Origin of the sequence: Burkholderia sp. AU33423, assembly GCF_002223135.1 — a bacterium.
GTDB classification, from domain to species: Bacteria; Pseudomonadota; Gammaproteobacteria; order Burkholderiales; family Burkholderiaceae; genus Burkholderia; species Burkholderia lata_D.
This window is the reverse complement of sequence record NZ_NKFH01000007.1, coordinates 203,633-227,401: the sequence shown is the minus strand read 5'-3', so window position 1 is coordinate 227,401 and position 23,769 is coordinate 203,633. Positions and strand designations below refer to the sequence as shown.

Genomic DNA, 23,769 nt, shown 5'->3' with positions numbered 1-23,769 from the left:
AGGGCAAGAAAGCCAGGCCGCGCCGTCTCGCTCCCCCTCTCAAACCTGGTATGTCTCATTTTTATGCCTTGTTATGTCTGTGTTTTGGCTTCTCGCCCCCCCGGTGACCGCTCTCAAGTCGGCCGATGTGGTGCGGATCAAATGCTGATCGGCTGCGAGTGTATCGATTCGTCGTCGAAAGAAACGATCATGCGACCAATTGCAGAAACGGGCGACGAACCGCGCATGGAGCCGATGGAATGCAACGCGGGCGGATGGCCGCCGGCGGGCCCTGACCGGCTCGCCGCGCCGGTGCGCGGCAGCGCCCGCCAACGGCCGCCGTTCGTCGGGGAAGAATGCCGTTCGTCCGCGCGTTCCGCCGTTCGTCGCACTGCGCAATACGGGGGTGAGGTTCCCGCTAAGGTGGCGACATCGATCGAAGACCCTGGGAGGTGTCCGTGTTGGCGGCCAGCTTGAGTCATGTCACGAAAACCTATGGAACCGGCCCGCTCGCGGTCGCGGCGGCCGACGATGCGTCGCTCGATATTCTCGCGAACCGCTTCACGGTGCTGTCGGGCCCGTCCGGCAGCGGCAAGACGACGTTGCTCAACCTGCTCGGCGGCATCGATCGCCCGGCGCGCGGCGCGATCACGGTCGCGGGCCGGCGAATCGATGCGATGGGCGAGAATGCGCTGGCCGATTTCCGTGCGCGCCACATTGGTTTCGTGTTCCAGTCGTTCAACCTGCTGCCCGTGTTCAGCGCGTTCGAGAACGTCGAATATCCGCTGACCCTGCTGGGCGTCGCCCGCGCGCGGCGACGCGAACGGGCGCTCGCGCTGCTCGACGCCGTCGGCATGGGCGACAAGGCGAATCGCCGGCCCGGCCAGCTGTCGGGCGGCCAGCAGCAGCGCGTCGCGATCGCACGCGCGCTCGTTACCGAGCCCGCGCTCGTTCTGGCCGACGAGCCGACGGCCAACCTGGACAGCGCGACGGGCGCGGCCATCATCGCGCTGATGCGCACGATGCAGCGCGAGCGCGCGACGTCGTTCGTGTTTTCGTCGCACGACCCGCAGGTGATCGCCGCCGCGGACGACGTCGCGATGATCCGCGACGGGCGCGTCGTCGAAACCCGCTCCGCCGCCCCGTACGAGGAGGCCTGCCAATGAGCCTCTTGGTCCTCGCCTTCCGCAACCTGTTGCGCAACCGCCGCCGCTCGTCCACCACGCTGCTCGCGATGGTCGTCGGCCTGACCGCGATCCTGCTGTTTGGCGGCTATGCGCGCGACATCAACTATGGGCTCCAGACCAGCTACGTGCGCCAGGGCGGCCATCTGCAGATCCAGCACCGCGACTATTTCCTGTACGGCAGCGGCGACCCCGTCTCATACGGAATCGCCGATTACCGGAAGATCATCGACACCGTGCTCGGCGATCCCGAGCTCGCACGCGAGGTGACGGTCGTGACGCCGGTGCTGACGATCAACGGCATCGCCGGCAACTTCGCGGCGGGCGTATCACGTACCGTCTCGGGCAGCGGGATCGTCGTGGCCGACCAGAACCGGATGCGGCAGTGGAACGACTACGGCTTCGCCGACCGGGCGACGCCCGTCGCGCTGACCGGCAGCGCCGCGAATGCCGCCGTGATCGGCACGGGTGTCGCGCGCGTGCTGCGTCTGTGCGACGCGCTGCGGGTACCCGATTGCCGCGATCCGGCGACGGCCGCTCCGGCCGACGCGTTGGACCTGCCCGACGACATCGCATCGCTGTCGCGGGCCGAGGCCGCCGCGAAGCCCGCGCGCCGCAGCGGCGTCGCCCGTCTCGAACTGCTGACGTCGAATGCGTACGGCGCACCGAACGTCGCCGAACTGTCGGTGATCGCGGCGCAGAAGCAAGGCGTCAAGCAGATCGACGACTTGTTCGTGCAGGTGCATCTGCCGCAGGCGCAGCAGCTCGTCTACGGCGGCGGATCGAATGCGAAAGTGACGTCCATCGTCGTGCAGCTGAAACATACCGCCGAGCTGCCGGCCGCCCGCGGGCGCATCCAGATGCTGCTGCGCACCCGGCTTGCCGGCGAGCCGCTCGAGGTGCTCGGCTTCGCGACGCTGAATCCGCAGTACGGCCAGGTCACCGGCATGTTCGGCGCGATCTTCGGCTTCATCGCGGTGCTTATCGCCACGATTGTGCTGTTCACGGTCGGCAATACGATGAACATGGCCGTGATGGAGCGGACACACGAGATCGGCACGCTGCGCGCGCTCGGCCTGCGCGGCGCCGGCATTCGCCATCTGTTCGTCTGCGAGGGGTGCCTGCTCGGACTCTGCGGCGCGGTTGCAGGCACCGTCCTCGCGCTCGCGGCGGGTATCGGGATCAACCGCGCCGGCCTGCACTGGACACCGCCCGGACAGACCGATCCGGTCGCGCTGTCAGTACGCGTCTGGGGCGAGTTCGGGATGATCGCACGCTACGCGCTCGGCGTGATTGTGGTCGCGACGTTCTCGGCGTGGCTGCCCGCGCATCGTGCCGCCCGCCTGCCGATCGTCGACGCGCTGCGTTTCGCCTGACCAGGAGCCTTCAACATGACATTGCCGATCCGGATCATGCGCGCCGCCGCGATGCTGCTCGCGATCGCTGCGACCGCGGCGGCTGCGGCGGCGCCGTCGGCGCAACAGCTGCTCGCGCAAAGCGACGCGGTGCGCAACCCCGACAAGCCGTTCGGCCTGACGACGACCCTGCTCGAATTTCGCAACGGGCAGCAGACGGACGCCGAGGTGCTGAAGATCTACTCGAAGGCAGACCCGGCGACCAGCCAGTTCCGCACGCTAGTGCAGTTCGTCGCGCCTGCCCGCGACGCGAACAAGCTGATGCTGAAGAACGGCAACGATCTGTGGTTCTACGATCCGTCGAGCCAGGCCAGCGTGCGGATCTCGCCGCAGCAGCGCCTTCTCGGCCAGGCCGCGAACGGCGACGTGGTGACGGTTAACTGGGCGAACGACTACGACGCGTCGCTCGCGGGCGAGGAGAAGATGGCGGACGGCGAGCACCAGACCCGGCACTGCTACCGGCTGCACTTGACGGCGCGCGCGCCGGACGTCACGTATCACGCGATCGACCTGTGGATCGCGAGCGACACGAAGCAGCCAGTCAAGGCGCGCTTCTTCGCGGCGAGCGGCAGCGTGCTGAAAATCGCGTATTACCGGCACTATCAGGATCAGCTGGGTGCGGCACGGCCGACGGAGACCGTCATCATCGACGGGCTCGATCCCGGCTGGGTCACGGTGATGCGCTACTCCGATTACGCGTGGCGCGACATTCCGGACGCGTGGCTGCAGCGCGCATACCTGTCCCGCTTCAAGGCCGACTAGACGATGTCGCGATCCCGGGTCGCGATGCTGGTCTGCGCGGCGGGCCTCGCGACCGCGCACGCCGCCCTCGCGGCCGACGACGCCGACGGCGACGCGCTGCGGCTCGCCGACACGGCGACGGCGACGCCCGTGACGCCGAGCAACTGGCGCGGCACGTTCGAGGCCGCCGTCGCGAACTACACGGCGGCGAACCAGACCGCGCCCGTGACCCTCAACGACAACGTGCGCGTGTCGAACACGCTGTCGTACGACGGCACGTCCGGCAACTGGCGGGCGATCGTGTCGAATCGCTTCGATGCGGGATGGCGCGCGGGCACGTCGCAGTACAACGCGGTCGACACGCTGAAGCAGGCCTACGTAAGCTGGCAGCCGAGCCCGAACGCGATCGTCGACGTCGGCCGCGTGAACCTGCGCGAAGGCGTCGCGTCGGGCTTCAATCCCACCGACTTCTTCAAGGCCGGCGCGCTACGCTCGGTCGTGTCGATCGATCCCGAAAGCCTGCGCGAGAACCGGCTCGGCAGCGTGATGGCGCGCTGGCAACTGCTGTGGAGCGGCGGCTCGATGACCGCGCTGGTGTCGCCGCGGCTCGACACGCATCCGAACGATGCGACCTTCAATCCCGATCTCGGCGCGACGAACGCGCGCACCCGCTACATGCTGAGCGGATCGCAGCGCCTGTTCGGCAACTTCTCGCCGCAGTGGCTGCTGTATGGCGGCGAAGGCATCGCCCCGCAACTCGGCGTGAATGCCACCACGCTGATCGACGATGCGACGGTCGGGTTCGTCGAATACGCGATCGGCCGCGGCAGCGTGGTCGCCGATGTCGCGCAGACCGAATCGTCATGGACCTCGAAGCTCTCGACGGGCGTCACCCATACCTTCGCGAACAAACTGTCGCTGACGCTCGAATACGACTACGACGGCGCCAGCGCGAGCGCCGCCGCGTGGCGGGCGCTGCAGCGCGACCCGTCGCGATACTGGCGCTATCGCAACACCGCGAGCATCGCGCAGGAGCTGATGACGCGGCGCTCGCTGTTCGTCTACGCATCGATGCCCGACGTCTTCATCCAGCATCTGGCGCTGGCTGCGATGGCGCGCTACAACCTCGATGACCACAGCTACTTCACGTGGCTCGAAGCACGGTATCACTGGCCGCGCACCGATTTCGCCGTGCAATGGCAGGGCAACCACGGCTCGGCGCGCAGCGTCTACGGCGCGCAGGCGCAAAGCCAGATCGTGCAGGTGATCGCGACGTTCTTCTTTTGAACGGGAAAGCGTGGCCGCCGGCGCGCATCATGCTAGAACGCGCCAGGCGCGATGCGTGGGGCGCGGAAAACGGCGTGGCGGCGTGTAGCGCGCGGCCGCGTTTGCGCGGGAACGGGCGGCGCGGACCATTCCGCTCGCCGGGATTTCGCCGGGGCGCGATGTCCACCCTCGCCGGCGACCCGGCTTCGTTCAGCGCGACTCGAGCGCCGACCCTCCGCCTTCCCCCGACGCGCCGTTCGCATGACGGATACAGCGCGTCACCACGTTGATCGCGCGCCCGAGCGGCATGCCGACGAGCCCGCCCCAGACCGCGAACGACAGCGCCGCGAAAGCGCTGGTGGCCGCCCACGGCCGCGCGGTGGCGATCGTGTAATGAATGAAAGTTTCGGCGACGAACGTCAGCAGCAACGTGACCAGCAGGCTCGCGTCGCCCGGCAAGCGGACGAACATGCCTTCCGGCCCGGTCCTGAACTGCAGGCGCCAGCGGCGCGCGTGGAACCAGCCGCCCGCCGTGCCGGCCACGAGCATTGCGGAGACCGCCGCGTAGGCATCGATGCCCGCCCGTGGGAATAGGTGGCCGAGGCTCGACAGGCCGAGACCGACGAACACGACCGGAAACAGGATTGGACGCACGGGCCGAACTTCGCGCACGAAGCAGCGCTTCACGCCGATGTAGAGGAGCGCGCAGAACAATACGTAAACGTAGGTCGGAAGATGTGGCATGGGGTACCTGTTCGGGAGCGCCGCAATCTGCGGATATGTTGCGACTATAGTGGCCGGCCGGACCGCGCGCCGCGCATTGCGATGAACGGTGGAAATCGGCCGACGAACGGCCCTCACGCCCGGCGAACGTCCGTGCGAACTGCCGCATGCGCGTCGCGGCCGATCGCCGATGGCAATGCCGTCGAGAATTGCGCTACCATCTCCGCAATCCGCCCCTGCTCGCTGCCATGCCAAGCAAGCCGCTCGCCTTCCTGTCGTCCGAACCGCATGTCGGCCCCGCGCATCGAGGCCGCTCGCTGCTGGGCCTTTTGTGTTTCAACTCGGCGGTCGGGCTGATTTTCTGGGCAACGCGCCGCAACGAGGCGCTGCTGCCGTATCTGGTCGTCGCGAACGGCATCGGTTTCAGCGCGACGCTGCTCGGCATCGCGATCGACCGGCTCGTGCGCGGCAAACTCGCGCTGGTGCCGAAGATCCTGATCGTCGCGCCGGCCAGCGTGTTCATCGGTTTCGAAATCGCGGCCTCCACGATCGGGCACGTCCCGCACCTGCTCGGCCATGCAGGCGTCAAGGTCTGGCTGGCCTACGGCTCGTCGTTCATCGTCGCCGGTGCAGCCTGCGCGTTCGTGTCGGTGTTCGTGCAGGCCGCTCGCATGCGCACGTCGCTCGAAACCCAGCGGCGCGAGGCCGCCGAGGCGCGCCAGGCCGAAACGGCCGCTCGGCTCGCGCTGCTGCAGGCCCAGATCGAGCCGCATTTCCTGTTCAACACGCTGGCGAACGTGCAGAGCCTGATCGAGCGCGATCCGGCCCGCGCGACCACGATGCTCGACAGCCTGAACCGTTATCTGCGCGCGAGCCTCGGGCGCACGCGCAAGGCCACCTCCACGCTGGGGGAAGAACTGGAACTGGTCGAGGCGCTTCTGAAGATCGCGACGATCCGGCTCGGCGAGGAACGGCTGCGCTATGCGATCGACGTGCCCGACACGCTGCGGGCCCTGCCGCTGTCGCCGCTCCTGCTGCAGCCCCTCGTCGAAAATGCGCTGCTGCACGGCATCGAGCCGTCGGTCGACGGCGGCGAAGTGCGCATTCGCGGCACGCGCGACGACGGTCTGCTCATCCTGAGCGTGAGCGATACCGGCGCGGGACTCGGCAACGGCGGCACGAAGCTCCACGGCGGCGTGGGACTCGCGAACATTCGCGCGCGAATGATCAGTCTCTATGGCGAGCGCGGCTGCGTATCGGTCGGCACGAATGCCGACGCCATGCGGGGCGTGACCGCAACCTTGCAGATCCCGATTGCCTGATATGCCGACTGCCCTGATTGCCGACGACGAACCCAACCTGTCCGCCGAGCTCGCAGCGCGTCTCGGTACGCTGTGGCCCGAACTGGAGATCGTCGGGATGCCGCGCAATGGCGTCGACGCACTCGCCGAGCTGAATGCGAAGCGCCCGGATTTCGCATTCCTCGACATCCGGATGCCCGGTATCGACGGACTGAAGATCGCGAGCCTCGTGCCGCACGTGCACGTCGTATTCGTGACGTCCTACGACGAGTACGCGGTTCAGGCGTTCGATCAGTCGGCGATCGACTATCTGCTGAAACCCGTGACCGACGATCGCCTGCTCCGCTGCATCGTCAAGCTGCAGCGCGGCGGCCCCGCACCAGCCGACACCGCGCTGCTGGCCAGCGCGCAGGAGCAGCGCGATTCCGCGCCCATCCGGTGGCTGACCGTGGGCCTCCGGGACACGACCCGGCTCGTCTCGGTGGACGACGTGCTGTATTTCCAGGCGGCGGACAAATACACGGAAGTCGTGACCGCGAGCGAGCGGCACGTGATCCGCACGCCCCTCAAGGAAATGCTGCAGCGGCTCGATACCGAGCGTTTCGCGCAGGTGCATCGCGGCGTGATCGTCGCGTATGCGGCGATCGATCACATCGAACGCGACCTGCTTGGGCGCCTGCGCATTCATTTGCGAGGGAGCTGCGATGTACTGCCTGTCAGTCGGGGGAGTGCCGGGCTGTTCAAGCAGATGTAACGGTATTGTCAACTTGTTCGGCACGCGGACGGCGAGGTCAGCGGAAGCGAAGATCGCGTGCCTTACGCCGCCGTGCGGGCGCACGACGCCCAATCCAAAGCCCCGCTGGCTTGGGTGCGCGCCTCGCGGCTGTGTTGCGCATTCCGGTTGTAACTGTAGGAGTTCACAATCAATGCTAGCCGTGCCCAAAGGAGTGCTAGCAATGTTCACTAATACTGCTAGCGTAGTGTTTTGCTCAGCCTAAGCGGTGGGCATCGATAACGTGATATCGCCCGCAGCGCGGCCTCGAAATTCGGAGCTCTGGCGAAAATCGATTGCGGAACAGTCTCGAGCAGGCTGTGGTGCACCCGGCAGTAGTCGGCTGACGGATCGAGCCACTCCCTCTTCCACCGTGATGCAGTGACATCGGCGTCGTTCAGAACAAGACATCTGAAGCAATACACCAAGTACTTCTGGTCGAAGACCCACTCATGCGGCGTCTGGATCATGCTCAGAATGCCGTCGTTGAGCCGCGCAACGCGAGATAGACGGCTCAGGGCTGGGGATGGAACTGGGGGAAAGAGGATCCAGCCGGCCTTGGTCAGGCTAGGCATCGCTACGCCTGTGCCCGATTCCCAGATCAAGTCTACGCTCGTCTGATACCGCGCCGCGATTCGACCCAACCAGCTACCAAACGCCTCTTCCAGGAAGGGGCGAGGGGCGAGGTGCGATGGGCCACGGCCTGTGGGTGTCAGACATGCGCGCGGGCAACTCGTTCAAGGTGAGCGATATCGATGCACTCGTCATCGTTCCTGATCGCCAACTCTGCTGCTTCGTTGAGGATCGTAGATATGGCACCAGTCAGCCCCCCGCTTATCTCGAGAACGAGCTGGACAATCTCACGTCGCGACAGATTCGATGGTTTTCGTAGCGGCAAGACTTTCTCGAACGCAGCCATGAGCCTACGAAGACTTTCACTTTCCCTCCACCTTGGGATCTCGAATGGTCTGTATCGGCTGATCATCTGTGAATCGGTCTGAAGCCCTAGAACGGCATCGCGCGTACCGACAAGGACCATGCTAATCTGCAGGTCGTTGGCCAGGTATTTTAGAAGGTTCAAAGAGGCACGTTGCTCACGGTACGTTCCGGCGAGCAGGTGATGAACCTCGTCTACGATTAGCATCTGCGGCGACATCCGCCGCAAGATATCGCGAGCGAGCCGCTCGAGTGTGGCAAGCCCCGCGGCGGGGTTATGTGGCGCACCGAGCTCAAAGAGCAAGGCGGCGTAAAAGCGGTGCTGATCAGGGGTGGGAGGCATCTGTACGCTCACGACCGGACACCGCTCTACCCCGGTTCTCTCGTCGAACTCGCTGGGGTGCGCTCGCCTGAACTTGGCCGTTATCTTGGTTTTCCCGATGTTCGAGTCGCCGTGCAACAGAAGACACGGCATGCGCTCACGTCTCGGCGTGTCATAGAGCCGCTGCAGTAGCTGCAAGGCTTCAGTCGCTCGGGGATAGTCGATCCACCGGTCACGTAGCAGACCCTTTATGCGATCCTCTTTTCCGAGCAGGACCTGATCTCTTGCTGCGGGTAGCAGATGCGCGAAATCACACTGCTTCATGCTGGCCCCCTACCACTGTTCAACGTCATACGCGGTAACTGGTGCGTCGTAGTTCACCTGCTCGACCTGCCGCTGTTCAGTGAGTGAAAGATCTTCGATGCTGCTCTTCGGAACCAAACCGCCAGCTTGACGTGCCATGCGGCGTCGCGCTCGAGTAGCCCGCTGGGAAGTGACGACCAGTTGTCGCTGCTGCTCAACAGTCTCGAATATCTCCCTCTCCGATACTGCCCGTTGTCCCCTAGCCCGGATAGCTCGCAAAGCTGCCCGCTGTTCGAACAGCGAGATGGGAGGCCGACGCAAGTCCGCGTATCGCACTTCAACGAAACTGCCTCTGCCAGCGCTTACGAAGATGCGCGAGAGATCTTCTGGGTGATAGCGGATCGTCACGGACCGGCGTGTTTCCCGCCATGCCGCGAACAAGGGATGCCAATAGCGGATCAGGAAGAGCTTCAGGCCGTCCCGCTGAATGGTCCTGGATGCGACTGGCAGGAACCGGATCAGAAACTTCAGTTCGGCATCCGGTTGAGTTGGCAAGCATCGTGAATCCGCTGCTCGCCATGTTTCCTGCCACTTTTGCGCGGGCTGAAGTCCCAACAAACCGCGGTGGGGGCTGCAGTGATAACGCCTGCCGATCTCGACAGCCAGCCACTGCTCGAACTGCTTCAACGTAAGTGAAGCTGTCTTTTCGGCCTGGCGCGCCTTGCGCCCTTTGACTGACGATCCAGTCGAACCAGGGAGGCCACGCACGCGCTCCATCAAGGTCCTGTTCAGCCGCTCGATGTGGCCACCAAAGTGCGGCTTGCCCACCGGTCGGTACATCAGCTCAATGCCGTACTCGCGGCATCCACTGCGAAGGGCACGGCTTTTGAATTCGGCCGCGTTATCAAGATGCAGCGTTCGTGGGATACCGCGCATCGGCCAGTCAGCCTCAACGCCTAGTCTTTCGAGCCACGGCTCTTTCCGTAGAACTACGCGCGAGAGGAGCAAGCTTACCGTCGCAGTCCCCGGCCTCTCCATTGCGACATAAAAGCCAAGCACACATCTCGTAGCAACGTCGAGAGCCACAGACAGCCACGGTCGACCGATAATCTGTCCGTCCAGTTCGCTAACGAGCAGGATGTCCGCTTGCGTGTGATCAACCTGCACGATATCTAACGGATGTCGGACCTGGAATGTGCCAGGGGCAACTGCAGCGTTCGGGAGGGCCGCTCTGTTGATTTCCACCGAGTCTTAACCCACCGATTTCATCTAAATCTGACCCACCCCGAGACAGCGTAGTACATCTATTCCGGTGTGGATAACTCTTCGTTACCCGCTGGTTTTGCTGCTCTCTTTCTTGTCGTCTTCGCCTTGGCAGAACTGGTCCTGAAGCGCCACGATTCATTGCCCGTTTCAACGATGTGGCAGTGATGGGTGACGCGGTCCAGCAGCGCTGTCGTCATCTTTGCATCCCCGAACACGCTCGCCCACTCGCCGAAGCTGAGATTGGTCGTGATCGCGACGCTCGTGTGCTCGTAAAGCTTTGAGAGCAGATGGAACAGCAATGCACCACCGGTCTGGCTGAACGGCAGATAGCCCAGCTCATCGAGAATCACCAGATCGACGTACATCAGCTTGTGGGCGATCTGGCCTTGTTTGCCGATGGACTTCTCCTGCTCCAGGGCGTTGGTCAGCTCGACGGTCGAGAAGTAGCGCACACGCTTGCCGTGGCGCTGTACGGCTTCGATTCCGATCGCTGAGGCGAGGTGCGTCTTGCCAGTGCCCGGACCACCGATGAACACGACGTTGTGCGCGCTTTCGAGGAACGACAGCTCGCTCAGTTCGCGCACCAGCGCTTCGTCGACGTGTGCCTGCGCGAAGTCGAAGCCCTTCAGGTCGCGGTGGGCCGGGAAGCGCGCAGCGGTCATTTGATAGGCGATCGAGCGCACCTGCCGTTCGGCGGTTTCAGCCATCAACAGCTGCTTCATGAAGCGCTCCGGCTCGAAGTCCGTGTGGCGCGACTGCGCGAGCAGCTCCGGCCACGTGCTCGCCATGCCGTGCAGTTTAAGACCCTTGAGCTGGGCCGCGATATCGTTAGACATGACGATCCTCCGGTGGGTTGGCGCGCAGCGTCTCGTAACGGCTCACGTCGGCCGCGGGCTCTTCCTTGAGCTGGAGTTTCGTCGTGGCGAGGCTGCCATTCGTGACGGGCGCCTTCAGCCGGCTCAGCACGTTCAGGACGTGCTCTGCGCTGGGGCGTCCTGAATCCAGCGCAGCCTGTACGGCGAGCAGCACCGCATCGAGCCCGTGTTCGCGCACCGCAGCGAGCACCTGCGTCATGACGCGATCGCCGCCCGGGTGTTTCAGCAGATGCCGCTGCAGCAGTTGCAGCGGCTGCGGCATCGTGATGAACGGCGCGCCGTTGCGCAGTGCGCCGGGTTTGCGCTCGACCAACGTGACGTAGTGGCGCCAATCGTAGAAGGTCATGTGCCGCTCGAAGCTGCGTTCGTGGCGTGCGATCTCCTGGGCGTTGGCGACGACGCTGAGATATGCCGGATAGCAGCGCACGCTCACCAGCTGGTTCGTGTACTCGGTGGGCACGCTGTAGCGGTTGCGCTGGAAGTGAATCAGGCTGGTCGACGAGACTCGCAGGGTCTGCTCGATGTAGCCGTCAAACGGCCGTGGATTGGGCATCAGCCGGGTACGCTCGTCCTGCAGCACATCCTCGACCGTCAGCTCAGGCCACTGCGGGTGCCGCATGTGCCACGCCTCACGACACTGACCAGCGACCCATTCGTTCAGGACCTCCAGCGTTTCCCAGCGCCGTAGCGCTGCTTCGTGCCAGATCTGACGTCGCCGGTCCTGAACGTTCTTCTCGACGATGCCTTTCTCCCAGCCTGCAGCCCGGTTGCAGAACTCCGGCTCGAACAGGTAGTGACTGCACATCGCTTCGAAGCGCGCGTTGACCGCACGCTCCTTGCCGCGGCCAACCTTGTCCACGGCGGTCTTCATGTTGTCGTAGATGCCGCGCCGCGGCACGCCGCCGAACGCGGCGAACGCGCGGGCGTGCGCATCGAACAGCATCTCGTGACTCTGTGTGGGATAGGCGACGAGCCAGAACGCGCGGCTGGAGTTAAGTTTGACGTGGGCGACCTCCAGGCGTCGCCGCAGCCCGCCAATAAAAGCGTATTCGCAGCTCCAGTCAAACTGGAAGGCTTCGCCGGGTTCGAAGGCGAGCGGCACGAAGGCCTGCCTGCGAGGCGCCTCAGCCTGCTCCTCGTGCCAACGCCTCACGAACGCGCTCACCCGGCCGTAGCTGCCGGCGTAACCCTCGGCGCGGATCGCCTCGAACATGAACCGGGCGGTGCGCCGGTCACGCTTCGGGCGATGACTGTCGGCACGCAGCCAACCTGTCAGCTGTGCGGCCCAGTCGTCGATGACGCTCGGGCTGACGCGCTTCGGATACTTCGGCTCGACGGCATCAGTCTGCCGCAGCCAGCGGCGCACCGTGTTTCGGGACAGGCCCGTATGCCGCGCAATCTCGCGCAACGGGACCTTCTCGCGGAAATACATCCGCCTGATCTTGGCCAATATACCCACCGTGATCACCTTTGTATCCCCTGCTCAAAGATTGAGCAGAGCATTCAATCACGTGGGTCAAAATTCGATGAAAATTTCCAGCTCTAGTGGGTCAGTTCTGCGCGGACATCAACAATCCGCTTCACGGCCGCGATCAGCGCTTGCTGATTCCTGTCGGCATCGGCGACGCGTTTGTCATCGGTCCAGTTTTCACGGCCGAGTTCTTGCTTGATCAGAGCGCTTGCCGACGAGTGGATCCATTCACCAGATTCAGCGGCCGGCTTACACAAGTAAGTCTTTCCGACGGCATGAACGCCAGCGACGAACGTATTCTTCATACTCACTCCCCTGGAAAGAGTCGCGCCATCACGAGCGAGAATTCGTCTGGCGAGAGGTACTGAAACGACTGCGGCGGCCGAAAATCTGCAAACAACTCTTTCGGATCGACGGTACTACGCGCGACCCTCACGTGGTCAATCAGGATTCCGTATGCACGTGATTTCCCGTGAAAGTAGCCGATCAGTTCGTCGCGATCCAGCCCGCCTCCATATACTTGTGCAAGGTCCCACAGACCGTTTGGATCTCGCTCTTCGATACGGTCGATGTACGCAACGCCGACGAGCTGCTGAACGGGCGAAGACGAGTATAGGATCATCGCGCCGATATCCGGCCCCGGCCAGCTACGACGGAATTCAACCCGCTTCGAGCCGGCAAGAATCAAATCGCAGAAACGTGGCTTGATCGACAGCAGGACGGCCCTACCGCCTTGCGGCGCGGAGGATTCTGGAAAAAGTGACATCGTCGATTTCGCGGGTAGATTGAATATTTCCGCGAACCTGCCGCGGAATCTGGTTTCGGGGAACCACCTGTTCGAAATGCTCAATTGTCCGAAAGAGCATGACTCGAACACCGGTCGGATGGCGCGCCATCTGGGCGATCTCAGCGTCCGTATAGACGGTGCGACGACTCACTTTCTGTGCGATCAGATTCGGATCCCTGAGCGTCATGAAATCCTCGACAACCACGAGCGTTGTGAGCGATTGCCAATCATAACCACGATAGAACAAGACGACATCACCGCGCCGGACTTGCCTCGACGGCGAATGCGACAGATAAGCAAGCTTGATCGCATTGCCGACGTGCTCACCATGCCCAAGGGGCCGGTGCCCGTTATTATCGGGATGATCTGGAAATAGAACGTTGTGATAACGCGGCTTGATCGGAATGATGAACTTCCGGATATCCTGATCGGCACGGTAGTGAGGATAGAACTGCCGCGTGTACTCGAACCGATCAGCAGCCGCAGGGTCAGCAATGGGAGCGGCGATAGGATGGTGCTTGACGTAGACGCCATCACCATTGCGACTGCCTACCCTACTGAAGCCGAAGTCCTGCAGTAGCGCAATCAGCTCCGGATGACCGAGGTCAGGGTTGGCGTTCTCTCGCACCTCGATAAACACGTGTTCGCACGCATTCGCGGTCGCGTATCGAAACGCCATCTTCAGGAACAGCTCGCCGATCTTGCGACCGCGGACTAGCTCTCCCACCTTGAAGGTGCAGAGTTTTAGCGCTCGGCCTTGGAGCCGCTCGTTCGTGTCGGTGATTTCCTCGTCCGTCTGGACGTCGTAAATACAGATCGCGGAAAGATCATTCGCCAGCGGGTGGCGATAGATCCAGGCATGCCGCCCTTCCCTTGCCTTCTCGCGAAACCAATTATCGAAAGGGGCGTACCCGTTCCGCAAGCTATCGAAGAACGGCTCACCCAGTTGATCGGTCAACTCGTTCAGTTCAACCTCGACAATGTCCGGCAGCTCGACGGTCGCCGGCTCATGAAGTCGGCTGAGCAGGTCCTCGATCGTCTGGATGAAGTAAACCCGGGCATCTAGGCCCCGCGCGAGCGCCTTGGCATGCAACCCGCGATCTTCCGTCACCAGGACGTGAGCCGCGTCTCGCTGCAGGGCATACAGGATCGAGTTGTCGCACTGATCGTTCTCGGACAACCCCGCGCCATTGTTCCAAGGGCACGCGGGCCCTTCGGGTAAACGGTGATACTGGTTGACCCTCGCCAGTGTCCGTTCCCGCCGCTCCGGATCACGGTCCCGTTCGATGTCTCTTACTGAGGCAGGGTGATAGACAAGCCGATGGCGCCCATTGCACATCTCCATCACATGCGCCAGGTTGGGCACAAGCACGGCAAGGGAGTCCTGAAGCGGAATCAGGATATTGGTGTCCAGCAAGATTCGCAGTTGCAGCGGCACGTATGACCTCTCGTTATCTGTTCTTCTTTGCCATTGCCGCACTGCCGAGTCGCCCGCCACAAACGACGACGCCACCTTTCGGTGGCGCCTAGCTGGGTCAGAAAGACTGCGGTCGGCTACGACTCCGATTCCGCAGTGCGTCGCGTACGCACCCGCACTTTCGCGCGGTACGTTTCACGAGCCGTCTTTTCCGTCAGTGCGCCGCTCTCAGCCGCCGCCTCCGTACGCTGGAGGATCATGGCGACCCCGCGCTTCTGCAGCGCTATCACCTTCGGGCGAAGCTTGCTAGATGCGTTCAAAGCCATAGAAACCTCCTTCGTCAGACGCCGGCCGGGTCACGCAGCGAAACGATACCCCAAATTCGCCACGCTCGAATTTCCTAGCGAGCCTATTATATAGCGCGTCAAGTTTACCTGTCTGCGGCATATAAAAGTACTGCGTTGTCTCAGGGAACGCGTCGGCATGACCAATTAGGGCCATACCAAGTGCTTCGCTGAACTGCCATATCATCGCCGGATCGGGCAATGGCCACTCAGACGGGTAAAACATCGTCTCCTGATTCGCCTCAGCCCGAAAAAACTTAACCAGCCGAGACTGCGGGGCCGGGACGAATCCTCCGTTCCACGCAACCGCCGTGTCCTGAATGTATTGCTCGTCGTGGCCAGCGTACGCCATGACATCGGCAAAAAATACCAAGTGACGGGTTCCAGCAAAGTCGATCCCGCTCGCCTCGGTCCCTGCGTCGACCGCAACAGGCCCCACGACGCGCAAGAGATCCATCTCCCCAACGCCGGGCGGAAATAGCGCCGCCAGCAGGGCGTCGCTCACGTACTCGATCATCGAACTGAATTCTCCACTCGCAAGATTCGAAGCATTTTCTCATCAAGTGTGCTCAACCCAAGTTCCACGAGCCGTCCCGATATTGGTAGGCGCTTCCGAGGATACCGGCCAGCCATGTCCTGACTGTCGCTGTCTTCATACCCCCAAACAAGACCAGAAACTCGTTGTCGGTGCTCATCAACATAGCGACCGGTAACTCGGGCAGCATACCGGTCCCGATGCCTTCTCGCGGGAACACGTTGCCGAAATCGCGCTTGAGCAGCAGGCGTGTTGTCGACCTGCTCAAGGTAAGAAAAGTCTCATGGCGGACCAGCCAGTAGCATTCGACACCCGAGGCGATGTACCGCTCCTGGCGCCGCAGGAAGTCGCGCAGGTGCTGGTAGGAGCGTTGCAGCTCGATCACGATGGTGCGCCCGGCAACTGAGAAGAGCACATCCGCCGCCCATCTGTCGCCGCCTGGCGATGCCCCCGGCACCTCCTCGGCACCCGCGATGCCCATGCCGTTCAGCGCCGCGAGAACGGCGGTTTTGCCCGACCTATGCCATTGGGTCTCCGGCGCAGTGGCGCACTCGACCGACAGGTGAGCGAAGAAAGGTAAGCCGTTGATGCTCGTCTTGAGCACTGCCGGCGCCCTGCAACACGGCATCAGAAAGTCACCGAGCTGCGTCGACTCCTTGAGCAAATCCCACTCGGAAATCGAGAACGCGGCCGCGTCTACGGGACGCCCGTCGCGGGTCCAGGCTGCTTGCGTCATGAGCGTGATCGGGGAAATGGGTGCTGAGCGGTGCCCCGAGCGCCGGGGCTCAGGAGCGACACAATTTTAGTTGTCGGAGCGCGCCGGAAATAGCGTATATGCATGGATGTCCCGAAATGAAGGGTAACATAGTCCTTAATATGTTCTCCTTCATTTCGCTAGACGCCGTCTCTCGAATGCCTTCTTCGGAATACCTTAGCGCGATTGCGCGGCACTAAACCTACGGCAAAATTGTTCAGCCAGTCTCGCGTTGACACTATCGGAATCCAGCGGCGGCCACCGACCAACATCGCGCCGGTGCCGCTCCAAATCGTGTGCCGCGTATCAGCGATGCGGAACAATTTCACGCCGGCAGCCCGTAGAAGAGCTTCCAGAGCAGCTCCTCAACGCGCCGCGCGCCGAGTTCGGTAAGCGCAACATCAAGCGGGGTACGCCCTTCGAGTTCCGGATGCGGGGTCGACAAGAACTCACGTGCGTCATCCTCGTCGCTCAAGACAGAGGTGGCCGTCGCAACGATCCATGCGAGGCGCCCTGGACCGACCAGCCTTTCGACTTGACGTGTTTGCATAGCAAATCAAAACCGCATCCGCACGCCCGCTCCGAGGCCATTTCCTGATGAGGCATGCGTAATCGTGTCATAGCGCCAAGCCGCATAAATGTCTGTGCGCTTCGAGAGGGGGTAGTCGTAGCCCAACGCGAACGTCGACCACCGGATACCGGAACCGGTGACAGGACGCCGACGCGTGCCCGCCCACGACAGCAGCATACTGCCCATTCCGAATCGCGCGCTTGCTCCCACCTGCACGGTGTCGTCGGTCACGTTGCTATTGTTGCTCACCCGCTCGTACTGGAACATGAGCTTCGTTGCGTGGATCCGATAGGCACCGCCGACAAGCCATGCCGTTTGTGCCGTCGCACCGTTAAGAAAAAGCGAAGCTGTGTGCAAACTTTGCACCGCAGCCGTTGCCGAAAACGGGCCGGCGAAGTAAAGCACGTTGGCACTATAGTTCGCCTGCCCAGTGTGGCCGGCCACACCCGCATTGCTATAGAGCAGGCTTCCAGAGAGCCCGCCGACCTCCGGTGTCTGATACAACACCGAACTGTCGATCGCCGTATCGCTTTGCACGGAAGCCGCCCCCATAGCCGAGCCCAGGTATCCGTGGGAGATCATCGGCGAAAACGCGAACGAGTTACCGAATGGATTGAAGAGCAACGTGGAGACGAACAGGGGTGCCGTATTGCGCCCGAGCGTCACTTCCCCAAAGCCTCCGCTCAGTCCGACAAAGGCATTGCGGCCGAAAAATGACTGACCATTGAATGAACCGAGCTGACCGGCGTTGACTCTAAAAAAGCTCTCCAGCGTGAATACCGCTTTCATGCCCTGGCCAAGATCCTCCGATCCCGACACGCCCCAAAATGACGTCGTCATCCCGCCTGAGCCAACCTGCCAGGCACTGCCGGCAGCGCCTGGCGCATGCGTTTCGCCGACAAAGGCGTCGATCAAACCGTAAAGCGATACCGAAGACTGTGCGTGGACGATTCCCGTGGCGCCCCACATCCCAACCGAAACGGCGCAAGCGCGCGCCATGCCCCAAACCAACTTCTGCATAGGTTCTCCTCCTCGTTGTTCGTATCGATCGCGCGCAACCGGGGCGACGCGTCTACGCGGGCACGACGCGCGCAAGCGGCCGACCGTGCTCGGCCAATGCGACGGCCACCACGAGTTCATCCGGCGCAGGAGAATCCGGCAAAATCAGCGACGCGGTATCGAAGTGGTCGAAGTTCCACATGTCAACCGCGCCATGCAGCGGAATGTCCAGGCACGCACCTGCGGCGCCGCGCTTCGTGACTGACGGAATGAGCGAGGTAGTCCCCGGTAAACAGGCGCGTATCGCCTTACCCATTCGTGGATGTAACAGTGCGGCCGCACACTCGAGCGGCACCGCCGTGCCCACCAAGGCAGCCTTGCCGTACACTTGAATGGCCGAGCGTTGGACACCCAGTGCGCATCGGGCGTGTTCGGTTAGCGACGTCCCCAGCTCCGCACCGAGCTCGTATAGAAACTCGAGCGGATCGTCTGTTCGCCAGTTCTGCCGCGACAGGACCGCAGCCGCAATGGCCTGGCGGTGCGCTGGATAGATCGCGGTGCCCAACTCGGCACGCCGATCAACCAGATGCACCACGATCTTTGCGATTTGAACGCTCACGGGGTTACCTCCGTGGCCACTGCGTGCTCGCCCTGCAACAGGGGCGCCGTGGGAAACGCGCCGCGTGCCGACTCGTAGGCGCGTGCGGCGCGCAGCACGAGTGCATCCGCGTGCAGGCGCCCAACGATCTGCACCCCCGTGGGCAAACCACCGGGCAGGCCGCACGGTATGCTGGCGGCAGGCAGCCCGGTCTGGTTGCACCACGATGTCTGCTGAGGCGCCGTGAGCAATGTCTTCGGCAACCCGGGCACCGGCAATGGACCGCAGTGAAACACCGGTGTCACGAGCAAGTCGTAGCGCTCGAAGAACGCGGCCATCTCGACACCCAGCAGATGACGTGCACGCAGTGCACCGGCAAGTTCTGGCGCGGTGACTTGCAGACCGGACTGCACAAGGACCTGTACGTCCGAGTCGAGCTGCGCACGTTGCGTCTCGCTCATCGCGCATGCACGTTGCGCAAAGAACACCGACCACTGAATCGCGTGCATACGACTGTCCAGATAATTGGCCAGCGGCTTCACATCGACTTGCTCGACGTGCGCACCCAAGGCCGCGAATACGTCCGCGGCCTGAGCGACACTTGCAGCGACCATGGGGTCAACCGTCACGCCCGCAATGCTAGGGCAATACGCCACGCGCAACCCGGCGACGCCATCCTCCAGTCCAATGCGATAGTCCACCGGGCGATCTGACTCTGACCGAAAAAGATCGTGCGCTTCCGATGCAACGCTGAGCATCAACGCGGCGTCACGCACATTGCGCGCGATTGGTCCGAGCGTGGACAGTCGCGTCCAGGATCCGGCTACACCGGTCGGCACGAGATCGAACGTGGGCTTAAAGCCTACGACGCCACTCCAGCACGCCGGCACACGAATCGACCCGCCGCCGTCGGTGGCCAGCGACAAAGGACCCATGCCGAGCGCGACCGCAACCGACGAGCCGCCGCTGCTGCCACCCGGCGTCACGCGCCGATCCCAAGGATTGCGGGTAATGCCGGTGAGCGGGGAGTCCGTCACAATCTTGTTGCCGTATTCCGATGTCGTCGTTTTTCCGAACAACAATGCACCGGCGCGGCGAAGGCGCGAAACCGCAGGCGCATCGCTACGTTGCAGTGTGTCCGGGCTCGTCAATGAGCCATACCGTGTCGGAAATCCTTGTACATCGATGAGATCCTTGACCGATACCGGCACGCCATCGAGTAGCCCGCGCGGCTCGCCACGCATCCAGCGCTGCTCCGATTCGCGCGCTGCCTGCAGCGCCACATCTGCATGGAAGCCGCACATGCAATTCACGAGCGGATCAAACTGCTGGACGCGCTCCAGCACTGCCTCCATACACTCACGTGGCGACAGTGCGTGGCGTCGATACTCGACAAGCAACGTCTCGACACTCATCATGGATATATCATTCATATCGCACTCCTTAGTAATATAGATAAAGTAATGACGGGATGTTGCGACCGCTTTATCCCTGACAGGCTGGCAAAATCGGACCGACCGAATCCAAAAGCGCAAAGCTGTTATCCGCCTGCGCCTGAGCGATGCGCGTCATGCACGTGACGTGATCGCCCGCCCGGCTCACACCCGTCTTACCGCGCGGCAAATTCAGCGAAATACCCGACAACGCCGTCTTGACACGCATGACCTCGACGCTGCCAGCGTCCTGTGCGGCCTGCGCAAAGAGTCGAATACCCGCGTACGTGCATTCCCCGTGAGGCAGCATCACCGCATAGGGGCCTAATCGCGGCGCACGGGTGTCGGCCACACGCGCGGTGTAGCGAGCAAGAAAGCGATGATTTTCAGCGCTATCGATGCTCATAAAATACGACGACACACCGATGGCGCCCGTTGATGCGCCCGCAGTTGCAATCGATAGCGATTCGTGCGTGATATCCGTGACCAACTGCGGCCTCATCGCAAACGACCGATACTGTTTGACAAACGTGACCGGATCATCACCGATGCTGTGCCATACGAGTTGCGGCTGCTGCGCCGCAATCCGTTGAAGCACGGCACCGTAATCGCGCGTGCCGAACGGTAACCAGTACACGTTCAACAAGCGGCCACCGTGACGAGATACGGCCGCCTCCAGCGCGGGCACCAGCACCTTGCGGTTGCTACCGACGTCCGAGACCACCGCGCTGACGCTTTTTGCACCACCACGCATGATCCACGTAATGAGCGGTTCGACCCGCTGAGCAACGCTCAGACCGGTACTTAACAACAGCGGATCACAGCGGCTCTCGTCGAAATTCGGATAGACGACAAGACGCGCGGACGTCTTAGCGGCCTGCAGCGCCGCCTCGCGCTCGGACGGCAGCACCATGCCTGTGAGCATCGCCACTTCGTCACGCATCAATAGCTGCCTGGCCTTCTCGAGCGTCACTGCCGTCGACATCTGCGTATCTTCGACGGCCAGTTCGAGTGGCCGCCCGAGCAGCCCGCCGGCAGCGTTGATTTCTTCAATGGCGAGCATCGCACAGTGTCGATTGGTCTCGCCAACCCGGGTAAGTGGGCCGCTCAACGGCGCAAGCAATCCGATCTTGATCGGCGCCGCCGCTCGGACAAGGTTCGGACAAGCGGCGGCGCTCAACGCCCCAAGCGCGCCCCAAAGAGCAGATCGTGAAAAGTCGCGTCGATTCATGTAGGTTCTCTTTCAACGAATGCTGCTTGCGAATCAGCCGTTCGTTCAGCAGCAGGTGACAAGAATTGGGCCAACGGGTGCGCGCTGTCCGTGCCGCGTTGCGGTTCGATTTTTCCCGCATGGGCGAGCTGCCCGTTCTTGAGCACAATGCATCGCTGCGCGCAGCGCAAGACGAGGTCAAGATTCTGTTCGACAAGCAGCACCGCCAACTTCGAACGACGGCACAGCACCGGGATCACATCGCCGATCAGCTCGACAAGATTGGGTTGCACGCCGTCAGAAGGCTCGTCCAGCAACAACAGTTTCGGTCGACCACACAATGCACGCGCGATAGCCAGTACCTGTTGCTCGCCGCCCGACAGCGTTCCGCCATGTTGCGAGAGCCGCGTTTTCAATACCGGGAAATACTCGAACACCTCCTCCAGAATCTCGGCGTCGCCCGCCGCCGCGGTTCCCATCATGAGGTTCTCGCGCACCGTGAGCTTCGGAAAAATCCATCGCCCCTGCGGCACCAACCCGATACCCAGTCGAGCGATTTCATGCGCGCGCATGCCGTTGATGACGTGCTCGCCAAAGCGAACCTCGCCGCTCACGTGCGGCAAAAGGCCCATGATCGCCTTCACAAGCGTCGTTTTTCCCGCTCCATTGCATCCGAGCACCCCCACCACTTCGTTAGGCTGAACGGCAAGCGTGATCTGGTGCAAGACAGCGATGTCGCCGTATCCGGCCGACAGATTTTCAATGTGCAGCATGACTTGCCCCCTGCCCCAGATAAATGCGTCGGACTTCCTCGTCCTTCGCAATGTCGTCGTAGCGCCCTTGGCGAACGATTTGCCCCCGGTGCATAACCCACGTCTCGCAATTGAGCGACTGCACGAAACGCAGGTCATGTTCGATGGCAAGTACCGCACACTGCTCACGCAGGCGGTGGATGAGGTGCACAAGCCGCTGAGCATCAGTGGCGGATAAACCCGCAGCAGGCTCGTCGAGCAGCAATAAGGCGGGGCGACACATCATCGCCATGCCGATTTCCAACCACTGGCGCTCGCCGTGTGGCAGATGCATCGCCAGCATGTCGGCTTGCGCGGCAAGTCCGATTTGCTCGAGAACGCCATCGAGATCCCGTATCGAAAACGCCTGTCGATTCGACACACCGAGCGCGGCCACTTCGAGGTTCTCGCGTACGCTCATCATCTGGAAGACATTTGTTCCCTGGAATTTCCGTACGACGCCGCGCCGGCAGTATTGATACATCGGTCGGCCGGTCATTCGCTCGCCTGCGAGATACAGCTCGCCAGCCCCAGGCACAATCGCACCCGACATCAACCCGACCAGCGTGCTTTTTCCAGCGCCGTTCGGGCCGATAACGCAAAGCAAGTCTCGTGCGCCAATTTCTACGTCAACGCCCGCAATCGCGTTAATGCCGCCAAATGCACGGTACAGTCCGACACCTTTGATGATCGGCGCGTTCATCACGACCCTCCTTCGACGCGCTGCGCACAAGAGCGCGGCATGCGTTTGAGCGATATTCCAGTGAATTGACGCAGTCCCTTGAGCATGCCCCCAAGACGCACGCCGTTCGGCAGGCAAAGCACGCACGCGAGAAAAACTGCACCGAGAATAAGCGGCCACCACTGTGTGCTCAGACTGGACGCACCATGCTTGAGTAGCGTCAGGCCGACGGCGGCGAGCGCGGGACCGCCAAGCGAGCCACGTCCGCCTATGGCGACCCAGAGGATGACTTCGGTGGCCAATACCGGTGAAAACACATCGGGCGCAACAACGCCGGCGGTTGCTGCCATCAAGCAACCCGCCACCGCGGCCAACACCGCCGAGGCCACGAACATCAACAGAAGATGCCAAGACGTGTGATATCCGCACGCCAGCGCGCGCCATTCGTTCGTCGAGATCGCCGCGAGCACCTTCCCGTATCGGCTCCGACAAAGCAGCCACACCGCACCCAGAAGCGCAACGAGGATTGTCGCGACGGCGTACCAGGACGCGACCGGGCCACTCAAATCGAGTGTGTGCCCCGCAAGTTGGAAGGACAGTCCCGGAATACCCAGCAAGCCCGTGTCTCCGCCTGTCACCGACTGCCAGCTCGTTGCAAGCTGCTGCGCGATAATCAACACTGCCATACTGAGAATGGCAAAGAAATGCAGCCTCACCCCTGCATACAGCAAGAAGTAACCGAGAACGGCCGCTGCGACGGCAGCACAGGCAAGGCCAGCGAGAAATCCGACGAACGGCGTCTGCCCAAACTGGACCGTAGTCACGGCGAAGCCATATGCCCCAATGCCGAAGAAGGTCGTGTGGCCCAGCGTCAGAACACCGGCACGCCCCCACAGCAGGTCATAACTGAGCGCCAATATCGCCAATACGAGTGCATCGCGTATCACGGTAAGTTGATACGCCCCAACGACGAAAGGCAGAATCGCGCCGGCCACAACCATCGCAAAACCGGTCATAACCGGAGACACATCGCTGCGGCTCAAGGCGGGCTGTGACAACCAGGTCCGTGCACGAGAAAAATGACGGTCGAACAT

General features: G+C 62.5%; 23 protein-coding genes and 2 pseudogenes. 6 read left to right on the top strand and 19 right to left on the bottom strand.

Annotated elements, in window-relative coordinates; translation table 11 throughout:
• Positions 1 to 437 precede the first annotated feature (437 nt).
• From CFB50_RS19400 to CFB50_RS19385, 4 genes are read left to right on the top strand one after another with little or no spacing between them, the layout of a single operon-like run.
• Complete coding sequence (locus CFB50_RS19400; RefSeq protein WP_373452963.1) at positions 438 to 1,145, top strand: ABC transporter ATP-binding protein; 708 nt, start codon at positions 438 to 440, stop codon at positions 1,143 to 1,145.
• A complete protein-coding gene (locus CFB50_RS19395; protein WP_089446912.1) occupies positions 1,142 to 2,539 on the top strand; it encodes an ABC transporter permease in 1,398 nt (465 codons plus the stop codon). The genes CFB50_RS19400 and CFB50_RS19395 overlap by 4 nt, the downstream gene beginning before the upstream one ends.
• Positions 2,540 to 2,554: 15 nt before the next feature.
• Positions 2,555 to 3,340 (top strand): outer membrane lipoprotein-sorting protein, encoded by a 786-nt coding sequence (locus tag CFB50_RS19390; RefSeq protein WP_089446911.1) that lies wholly within the window; start codon positions 2,555 to 2,557, stop codon positions 3,338 to 3,340.
• A 3-nt stretch (positions 3,341 to 3,343) separates the two neighbouring features.
• The gene (locus CFB50_RS19385; RefSeq protein WP_089446910.1) at positions 3,344 to 4,606 is read left to right on the top strand and encodes a hypothetical protein; all 1,263 of its coding nucleotides are present in this window, start codon (positions 3,344 to 3,346) and stop codon (positions 4,604 to 4,606) included.
• A 189-nt stretch (positions 4,607 to 4,795) separates the two neighbouring features.
• On the opposite strand, the gene CFB50_RS19380 is transcribed toward CFB50_RS19385, so the two are convergent.
• Positions 4,796 to 5,329: a DUF6622 family protein gene (locus tag CFB50_RS19380; RefSeq protein ID WP_089446909.1), complete on the bottom strand. Its 534-nt coding sequence runs from the start codon at positions 5,327 to 5,329 to the stop codon at positions 4,796 to 4,798.
• Between the two features lie 227 nt (positions 5,330 to 5,556).
• On the opposite strand from CFB50_RS19380, the gene CFB50_RS19375 reads away from it, so the two are divergent.
• Positions 5,557 to 6,630, top strand: coding sequence for a sensor histidine kinase (locus CFB50_RS19375; RefSeq protein ID WP_089448371.1), 1,074 nt, complete (start codon positions 5,557 to 5,559; stop codon positions 6,628 to 6,630).
• A 1-nt stretch (position 6,631) separates the two neighbouring features.
• A complete protein-coding gene (locus CFB50_RS19370) occupies positions 6,632 to 7,363 on the top strand; it encodes a LytR/AlgR family response regulator transcription factor (protein WP_089446908.1) in 732 nt (243 codons plus the stop codon).
• A 730-nt stretch (positions 7,364 to 8,093) separates the two neighbouring features.
• On the opposite strand, the gene CFB50_RS19360 is transcribed toward CFB50_RS19370, so the two are convergent.
• The 18 genes and pseudogenes from CFB50_RS19360 to CFB50_RS19275 form a co-directional block, all read right to left on the bottom strand.
• Positions 8,094 to 8,963, bottom strand: a complete 870-nt coding sequence (locus CFB50_RS19360; RefSeq protein ID WP_089446907.1) for a TniB family NTP-binding protein — start codon at positions 8,961 to 8,963, stop codon at positions 8,094 to 8,096.
• Positions 8,964 to 8,972: 9 nt separating this feature from the next.
• Positions 8,973 to 9,878: a Mu transposase C-terminal domain-containing protein gene (locus CFB50_RS19355; RefSeq protein ID WP_373452962.1), complete on the bottom strand. Its 906-nt coding sequence runs from the start codon at positions 9,876 to 9,878 to the stop codon at positions 8,973 to 8,975.
• 368 nt (positions 9,879 to 10,246) lie between these two features.
• Positions 10,247 to 11,044, bottom strand: coding sequence for an IS21-like element helper ATPase IstB (gene istB / locus CFB50_RS19350; RefSeq protein ID WP_060091270.1), 798 nt, complete (start codon positions 11,042 to 11,044; stop codon positions 10,247 to 10,249).
• Positions 11,037 to 12,515, bottom strand: a complete 1,479-nt coding sequence (istA, locus tag CFB50_RS19345) for an IS21 family transposase (protein ID WP_373452940.1) — start codon at positions 12,513 to 12,515, stop codon at positions 11,037 to 11,039. Before istA ends, istB begins: the two co-directional genes overlap by 8 nt.
• A 110-nt stretch (positions 12,516 to 12,625) precedes the next feature.
• The gene (locus CFB50_RS19340) at positions 12,626 to 12,859 is read right to left on the bottom strand and encodes a hypothetical protein (RefSeq protein ID WP_089446906.1); all 234 of its coding nucleotides are present in this window, start codon (positions 12,857 to 12,859) and stop codon (positions 12,626 to 12,628) included.
• A gap of 2 nt (positions 12,860 to 12,861) precedes the next feature.
• Positions 12,862 to 13,320 carry a hypothetical protein gene (locus CFB50_RS19335; RefSeq protein ID WP_144020672.1) on the bottom strand — a complete coding sequence of 153 codons (459 nt, stop codon included), beginning with the start codon at positions 13,318 to 13,320 and terminating at the stop codon, positions 12,862 to 12,864.
• On the bottom strand, positions 13,280 to 14,779 hold the full coding sequence (locus tag CFB50_RS19330) for an N-acetyltransferase (protein ID WP_217481561.1): 1,500 nt from the start codon (positions 14,777 to 14,779) through the stop codon (positions 13,280 to 13,282). The genes CFB50_RS19335 and CFB50_RS19330 overlap by 41 nt, the downstream gene beginning before the upstream one ends.
• Before the next feature lie 285 nt (positions 14,780 to 15,064).
• A complete protein-coding gene (locus tag CFB50_RS19320) occupies positions 15,065 to 15,619 on the bottom strand; it encodes a hypothetical protein (RefSeq protein ID WP_089446903.1) in 555 nt (184 codons plus the stop codon).
• A gap of 52 nt (positions 15,620 to 15,671) precedes the next feature.
• Complete coding sequence (locus CFB50_RS19315; protein WP_089446902.1) at positions 15,672 to 16,373, bottom strand: competence protein CoiA family protein; 702 nt, start codon at positions 16,371 to 16,373, stop codon at positions 15,672 to 15,674.
• Between the two features lie 272 nt (positions 16,374 to 16,645).
• Positions 16,646 to 16,720, bottom strand: a pseudogene (locus tag CFB50_RS40435) (RES domain-containing protein); the annotation flags it as partial.
• Positions 16,717 to 16,902 (bottom strand): annotated as a pseudogene (locus tag CFB50_RS19310) (antitoxin Xre/MbcA/ParS toxin-binding domain-containing protein); the annotation flags it as partial. The pseudogenes CFB50_RS19310 and CFB50_RS40435, both read right to left, overlap by 4 nt.
• Positions 16,903 to 16,947: 45 nt before the next feature.
• Positions 16,948 to 17,982, bottom strand: a complete 1,035-nt coding sequence (locus tag CFB50_RS19305) for a porin (RefSeq protein WP_069250544.1) — start codon at positions 17,980 to 17,982, stop codon at positions 16,948 to 16,950.
• A gap of 52 nt (positions 17,983 to 18,034) precedes the next feature.
• On the bottom strand, positions 18,035 to 18,580 hold the full coding sequence (locus CFB50_RS19300) for an amino acid synthesis family protein (RefSeq protein ID WP_069250543.1): 546 nt from the start codon (positions 18,578 to 18,580) through the stop codon (positions 18,035 to 18,037).
• Positions 18,577 to 19,992, bottom strand: coding sequence for an amidase family protein (locus CFB50_RS19295; RefSeq protein ID WP_089446901.1), 1,416 nt, complete (start codon positions 19,990 to 19,992; stop codon positions 18,577 to 18,579). The genes CFB50_RS19300 and CFB50_RS19295 overlap by 4 nt, the downstream gene beginning before the upstream one ends.
• 52 nt (positions 19,993 to 20,044) lie before the next feature.
• Positions 20,045 to 21,223, bottom strand: coding sequence for an ABC transporter substrate-binding protein (locus CFB50_RS19290; RefSeq protein ID WP_089446900.1), 1,179 nt, complete (start codon positions 21,221 to 21,223; stop codon positions 20,045 to 20,047).
• Positions 21,220 to 21,975: an ABC transporter ATP-binding protein gene (locus CFB50_RS19285; protein ID WP_089446899.1), complete on the bottom strand. Its 756-nt coding sequence runs from the start codon at positions 21,973 to 21,975 to the stop codon at positions 21,220 to 21,222. The genes CFB50_RS19290 and CFB50_RS19285 overlap by 4 nt, the downstream gene beginning before the upstream one ends.
• On the bottom strand, positions 21,962 to 22,696 hold the full coding sequence (locus CFB50_RS19280) for an ABC transporter ATP-binding protein (RefSeq protein WP_069250539.1): 735 nt from the start codon (positions 22,694 to 22,696) through the stop codon (positions 21,962 to 21,964). Before CFB50_RS19280 ends, CFB50_RS19285 begins: the two co-directional genes overlap by 14 nt.
• Positions 22,696 to 23,769 (bottom strand): branched-chain amino acid ABC transporter permease, encoded by a 1,074-nt coding sequence (locus tag CFB50_RS19275; protein ID WP_089446898.1) that lies wholly within the window; start codon positions 23,767 to 23,769, stop codon positions 22,696 to 22,698. Before CFB50_RS19275 ends, CFB50_RS19280 begins: the two co-directional genes overlap by 1 nt.

Excerpts from the sequence above, each read along its gene's own strand:
- CFB50_RS19395 (WP_089446912.1), top strand. The coding sequence starts at position 1,142 with ATGAGCCTCTTGGTCCTCGCCTTCCGCAACCTGTTGCGCAACCGCCGC.
- CFB50_RS19355 (WP_373452962.1), bottom strand. The coding sequence starts at position 9,878 with ATGCGCGGTATCCCACGAACGCTGCATCTTGATAACGCGGCCGAATTC.
- CFB50_RS19315 (WP_089446902.1), bottom strand. The coding sequence starts at position 16,373 with ATGACGCAAGCAGCCTGGACCCGCGACGGGCGTCCCGTAGACGCGGCC.
- CFB50_RS19275 (WP_089446898.1), bottom strand. The coding sequence starts at position 23,769 with ATGTTCGACCGTCATTTTTCTCGTGCACGGACCTGGTTGTCACAGCCC.
- CFB50_RS19390 (WP_089446911.1), top strand. The coding sequence starts at position 2,555 with ATGACATTGCCGATCCGGATCATGCGCGCCGCCGCGATGCTGCTCGCG.
- istB (WP_060091270.1), bottom strand. The coding sequence starts at position 11,044 with ATGTCTAACGATATCGCGGCCCAGCTCAAGGGTCTTAAACTGCACGGC.
- CFB50_RS19305 (WP_069250544.1), bottom strand. The coding sequence starts at position 17,982 with ATGCAGAAGTTGGTTTGGGGCATGGCGCGCGCTTGCGCCGTTTCGGTT.
- CFB50_RS19380 (WP_089446909.1), bottom strand. The coding sequence starts at position 5,329 with ATGCCACATCTTCCGACCTACGTTTACGTATTGTTCTGCGCGCTCCTC.
- CFB50_RS19290 (WP_089446900.1), bottom strand. The coding sequence starts at position 21,223 with ATGAATCGACGCGACTTTTCACGATCTGCTCTTTGGGGCGCGCTTGGG.
- CFB50_RS19340 (WP_089446906.1), bottom strand. The coding sequence starts at position 12,859 with ATGAAGAATACGTTCGTCGCTGGCGTTCATGCCGTCGGAAAGACTTAC.
- CFB50_RS19370 (WP_089446908.1), top strand. The coding sequence starts at position 6,632 with ATGCCGACTGCCCTGATTGCCGACGACGAACCCAACCTGTCCGCCGAG.
- CFB50_RS19375 (WP_089448371.1), top strand. The coding sequence starts at position 5,557 with ATGCCAAGCAAGCCGCTCGCCTTCCTGTCGTCCGAACCGCATGTCGGC.
- CFB50_RS19295 (WP_089446901.1), bottom strand. The coding sequence starts at position 19,992 with ATGAATGATATATCCATGATGAGTGTCGAGACGTTGCTTGTCGAGTAT.
- CFB50_RS19335 (WP_144020672.1), bottom strand. The coding sequence starts at position 13,320 with ATGTCACTTTTTCCAGAATCCTCCGCGCCGCAAGGCGGTAGGGCCGTC.
- istA (WP_373452940.1), bottom strand. The coding sequence starts at position 12,515 with ATGTATTTCCGCGAGAAGGTCCCGTTGCGCGAGATTGCGCGGCATACG.
- CFB50_RS19280 (WP_069250539.1), bottom strand. The coding sequence starts at position 22,696 with ATGAACGCGCCGATCATCAAAGGTGTCGGACTGTACCGTGCATTTGGC.
- CFB50_RS19385 (WP_089446910.1), top strand. The coding sequence starts at position 3,344 with ATGTCGCGATCCCGGGTCGCGATGCTGGTCTGCGCGGCGGGCCTCGCG.
- CFB50_RS19360 (WP_089446907.1), bottom strand. The coding sequence starts at position 8,963 with ATGAAGCAGTGTGATTTCGCGCATCTGCTACCCGCAGCAAGAGATCAG.
- CFB50_RS19320 (WP_089446903.1), bottom strand. The coding sequence starts at position 15,619 with ATGATCGAGTACGTGAGCGACGCCCTGCTGGCGGCGCTATTTCCGCCC.
- CFB50_RS19285 (WP_089446899.1), bottom strand. The coding sequence starts at position 21,975 with ATGCTGCACATTGAAAATCTGTCGGCCGGATACGGCGACATCGCTGTC.